Genomic DNA, 5,392 nt, shown 5'->3' with positions numbered 1-5,392 from the left:
TTTAGCTCTGAATAACATCAATTTGAGAATCAAAAAAGGGGAGTTCGTTGCCATTATGGGGCCTTCGGGTTGCGGTAAATCGACCCTTTTAAATATTCTGGGTTTATTGGACAATCCCTCTGAAGGACAATACACTTTTAAAGATACCAAAGTTGCTGGCTTAAAAGAAGGGCAGCGCACCGACTTAAGAAAAGGAAATGTGGGCTTTGTATTTCAGAGTTTCAATTTGATTGATGAACTGAATGTGTTCGAGAATGTTGAAATGCCATTGGTTTATCAGGGATTTAGTAGCAAGAAACGTAAAGAAATGGTGACTAAGGTTCTTGATAGAATGAATATGAGTCATCGTGCACAACACTACCCACAGCAGTTATCAGGTGGTCAGCAACAACGAGTAGCTATAGCAAGAGCAGTGGTTTCTAACCCAGGATTAATACTTGCCGATGAGCCTACTGGTAACCTCGATTCTAAAAATGGACAGGAAGTGATGCAATTATTGACTGAACTGAATAGAGAAGGTACAACGATTATCATGGTAACTCACTCCATAAAAGATGCGGGTTATTCTCATAGAATTATCAATTTATTCGATGGAAAGGTTGTTACTGAAGAGGTTTTGGTTGAGGAGCATGCTCAAATATAGATAACTCACTCTATGTGTCGATAGTCGATTTTTACTCTGTTAAAAATCAGTACTATGAGAATTGCTTTACTAACAGTTTCGCTGTAATCGTTGAGAGCTGCCACGAGGAATCCGGTGGAGAGTTTGAGGTATGAATAAATTACTATAAACAAACAGAATGAACCTACATAACATTAAAATGTCTTTCAGGAATTTACTGAAAAACAAGCTTGTAACAGCGATCAATATTAGTGGTCTTGCATTGGGCATTAGTATTAGCATGTTAACCTTTTCGTATGTGCATAAGGAACAAACGATGGATGAGTTTATTCCTGAAATCAATAATGTTTATGTTCTGACAACACATACTAGTCCACATACTTCATCGAGAATGGCGGAATATATTCGTCAGGAAATTCCAGAAATCTCAAGTATTACATTTGCTCAATTTGAATATTCTCCTCAAGTTTTTGTGAACAATAATGGTGCTGATTTTAAAATAGAGCATCTATTAGTAGCAGATTCCATGTTTTTTCAAGTTTTTCAGTTTGAATCTGTTTTTGGTGAACCGACAACGGCTTTATCAGGTAGCAATAAAATAGTCTTGACTCAATCTCTTTCGCAAAAGTTGTTTGGTGCTGAAAATCCTGTTGGTAAAGAAATCATGTATAATGCCACCAATTTACAAAATGAATTACTTGAGGTTAGTGCTGTTATAAAAGACTTACCTCACAACTCTTCATGGGATTTTGATGCTGTTTTGTCAGTAGAAACCAATCGCAAGATAGGGTGGTATGATAACTCGATGAAAAATTGGGGTTCGCAGAATTATTCATCCTTTTTTAGGCTTAGCGATCATGTATCCGATATTATTGTGAAAGATAAATTGGCTAATATCCCCTTAACTGGAGTTCCAGAGCATTATAAAGAAAGAGCATTATTCAGTCTATTCCCATTTATTAAAGCTTATACAGATCTTCCGGAAATTAGGGAATTAAAGCACGGAAATTACTTAAGCTTAATTATTATTCAAATTATTGGATCTCTGATTCTTATACTAGCTTGTATAAACTACGTAAATCTTGTTACAGCCCAAAAATTGAAGCGCATTAAAAACATTGGCGTTTTAAAAACATTAGGTAGTAAAAGGAACAAAATTATTGAACTCCTTGTAACAGAATCGGCTCTAGTTTTAGTTGTAACAACGCTAATATCTGTTCTGTTGATTTATTATTCACTTGGCGGCTTGAACTATTTAACTGAATCGAATTTCACTTTTCAAGACATTTTTTCACAGAGGAATCTCATTTTGTTTCTTGTGATATTGCTTTTTACCATCTGTATTACAGGCTTTATTCCGGGCTATATTCTTAGTAAATATCGAACGACTTTACTGTTGAAAAATTCTGTAAGCACAGATAACCAAGATATTTTGAGAAATATCTTACTTGTCTTTCAGTTTACAATATCGATTGTGCTTATAGCAAGCATTATTTTTATTAACAAACAGAACAATCTACTTAATAATTTGAATCCTGGGTTTAAAAAAGAAAACATCGTTTTTACAACCACTAATGCTCAATTACAGCAGAATATTCTTGCTTTTAAGAATGAAATAAAGAAAATACCTGGAATTGAAGACATTACTTTTTCGTCAGGTTTATTGGGTTATAATCAACAAAATTGGGGTTTAGATTTATTAAATAAAGGTGTTAAACAAGAGGTTGGCGTAGCGAATTTCTTTGTGAGTCCAAACTTCTTTAAATTCTTTGGAATTGATTTAATAAGAGGAAGTCAGTTTAGTGATCACTCTACGGATTCTGATGATTGGATTCTCAATGAAACAGCTTTTAAGGAGTTTAATATAGATAAGCTAGAGGATGTTCGATTTGATATGGGTAAGCCTAATACAGGTAAAATAATCGCGGTGGCGAGAGATTTTAATTTTGAATCGATGCATGTGCCTATCAGAGCTGCCGGTTTTATGAGCGCAGGAGATGCTAGTGAAGTGGCCTATTTGAAAATGAACGCTGTAAATGGGAAAGCTTTTGATCAAAGTATCAATTCACTTAAAAATGTATGGAATAAGTTTTCACCTAATTTCCCCTTAAATATTAAATTCATGGATACTTCGTGGGGAGCCTTATATAAAAAGGAAAAACAGTTCCAGCAGATTCTAAATTTTTCAACTATTATTTCTCTTATTCTTTCTTGTCTAGGCCTAATTAGTCTCACCATTTTTGTTTTGGAAACGCGCACTAAAGAGATTGGGATTCGCAAAATCAATGGAGCAAAAACCTTTGAAATTGTAAAAATGCTAAATAAGGATTTCATTAAATGGGTGGGAATTGCCTTCGTTATAGCTAGCCCTATTGCCTACTACGCCATGAATAAATGGCTCGAAAACTTTGCTTATAAAACAGAACTTTCTTGGTGGATATTTGCCTTAGCTGGCTTTATAGCTATGGGTATTGCTCTGCTTACAGTTTCCTTACAATCTTGGCGAGCGGCCACACGGAACCCTGTGGAGAGTTTGAGGTATGAGTAAAAGCTCAAATCACTTGCAGTAATATCTAAATACAATACTAACCACGTAAAAACTCCTATATGAACTGGCCAATTAGCCTAAAATTATCAATTCGTAGTATCCTAAAGAATAAAGTCCAATCTATCATTAGCATACTAGGATTAGGAATTGGTTTGGGATGTGTTTTTCTATTGAGTTTACTTTACATTCACGAGAATTCTTTCGATAGTTTTATTCCCCAAAAAGAGAACTTGTATCGGGTTCTGCAAGGATCTGAGAGTCTAACTTCTTACCCATTGGGTAGTACAGTACAAGAGGAAATACCTCTTGTTAACAATTACTTCAGGTACTTTCAGGATTCGGATGTAGAATTGAAAAATTCCCAAAAAGATTTTGTGAAAGATAAACGATTCGCCTATGCCGACACTTCGCTCTTTTCTTGTTTGGGTATTAAAATCCTTAAGGGAAACACTTTCCTATCAGAAAGAGAAATATGTATTTCTGCTTCAATTGCCAATAAGTATTTTAAAGAGATTAATCCCATTAATGAGATTCTTCAGGTGAAGATTAACAATCAATTTTTACCATTAACGGTTTGCGGTGTGTATGAAGATTTCCCTCAAAATTCCAGATTATATCCCAATTTCATTTGTCATTTGGATTTAATGATAGAATCCATTGGGCATAGTCAACGACATTTCGAGGAATACAGACGTGTTTCTGAGGATTTTAAAGACTGGGATCATTTTTTATTTGAAACCTACCTGCGTTTGAATAAAAAAGCTGAGCCTGAAAACGTCTTGCGTCATATGCAGACATATAAAAATAAAACGGTTAATGAAACGAGGAAGGAACAGGATTACGATTTGCAACTTGTTACTGATATCTACCTGCAATCATCTGATTTAAATGAAAGAATTGAAACTCGAAATGGAAACCCTACGCAACTGAAATATTTACTTGTTATTTCCCTATTTATTCTACTGATTGCCATTGTGAACTACGTGTTTCTGACGAAAGCAAAAATGGAAAACAGCCTGAAAGATTTTGGGGTTCAAAAAGCTATGGGTGCTTCAATTAAATGTATTCTTAAACAAGTTTTGTTGGAATCAAATATGCTTTCAGTCATTAGTTTACTTCCTGCGTCACTGGTTGTTGTTTTAGGTTTCTCTTTTATAAATGAGACGCTTGAATGTACTTTAAACGTAGACGTTTTTATGATATGGCAATCATGGTTGTTGTTATTCTTGGTTGTGATTGTAACAGGGGCAATTTCGGGCATTATAATCGGCTTAACTATTACAAGACGATCTTCAGTTGATCTAATTAAAGGACTAAAATTGAATTCATCGAAAAGGAAAGGTTGGACTAATTCTGTCCTAAGTATACATTTTGCAATCTTTATTATTCTTGTTACTGGTGTACTAACAATAAAGAAACAGTTGCATTATGCTCAGACAAGTTCCAAGAATATTGAAACTGAAAATGTTATTGTTTGTGAACTTAACTCTCGTGAATTAAGCAAGAAACACCAGGCAATTACCAACGAAATTGAAAAAATACCTGGTGTTATATCTACAGCGGGTTCACTTTTGATTCCTCCAAACATGACAAATGCATCAATTGGTTTTATGTATGAAAACAATGAAGTTCAATTTGATGGCTTGTTTACTGGAAAAGGAATGTTGGATCTTCTCAAAATCGAATTTATTGATGGAAAGGACTTCAATGAATATCGTAAAAACAACATCATATTTAACGAGTTTGCGGCAAAGAAATATAATCTAAAAGTGGGCGAAGCGTTTAACGGGTTTAAAGTACGCGGGATTGTTAAGAATTTCATTAGTCATTCATTTCACTCTCAGATTCAACCTATGGTCATTCTTCAGCAACATCCTCAAAATATGAGCTTGCTTGCCATTAAAACTACTGGATTTAATAATGATGAAGTCAGAAAAAAGCTCAACCAATTTTTTAAAGAATTATCACCAGATGTGATTGTAAATATTTATGCACTAACCGACCAGGTCAAACATTTCTATAAAAAGGAACAACAGCAGGTTAAGTTGATCAGTGCATTTTCTTTGTTAGCCATTGTTTTGTCAATTATGGGCTTGTTAGGTATGGTACTAAATGCCATATTCCTAAAAAGGAAAGAAATCGGAATTCGTAAAGTTAACGGAGCTAAAACCTCTCAAATCATCACAATGCTAAATAAGGATTTCATGAAATGGGTAATCATC

At 34.4% G+C, this 5,392-nt stretch carries 3 protein-coding genes; all 3 read left to right on the top strand.

Translation table 11 applies throughout. The annotated features are described in order from the left end of the window. Positions 1–7 precede the first annotated feature (7 nt). Entirely contained in the window at positions 8–643 is a 636-nt protein-coding gene (locus tag ABY905_RS13590; RefSeq protein WP_372644781.1) for an ABC transporter ATP-binding protein, read from the top strand. 157 nt (positions 644–800) lie between these two features. Next, entirely contained in the window at positions 801–3,170 is a 2,370-nt protein-coding gene (locus ABY905_RS13585; protein ID WP_372644778.1) for an ABC transporter permease, read from the top strand. Positions 3,171–3,229: 59 nt separating this feature from the next. Next, a partial coding sequence (locus ABY905_RS13580; RefSeq protein WP_372644776.1) for an FtsX-like permease family protein occupies positions 3,230–5,392 on the top strand: 2,163 nt, incomplete at its 3' end.

The organism is Ancylomarina sp. (assembly GCF_041555295.1).
Classification (GTDB): Bacteria; Bacteroidota; Bacteroidia; order Bacteroidales; family Marinifilaceae; genus Ancylomarina.
Note: the sequence above shows the minus strand (reverse complement) of the source record. Positions and strands in the feature narration are given on the sequence as shown.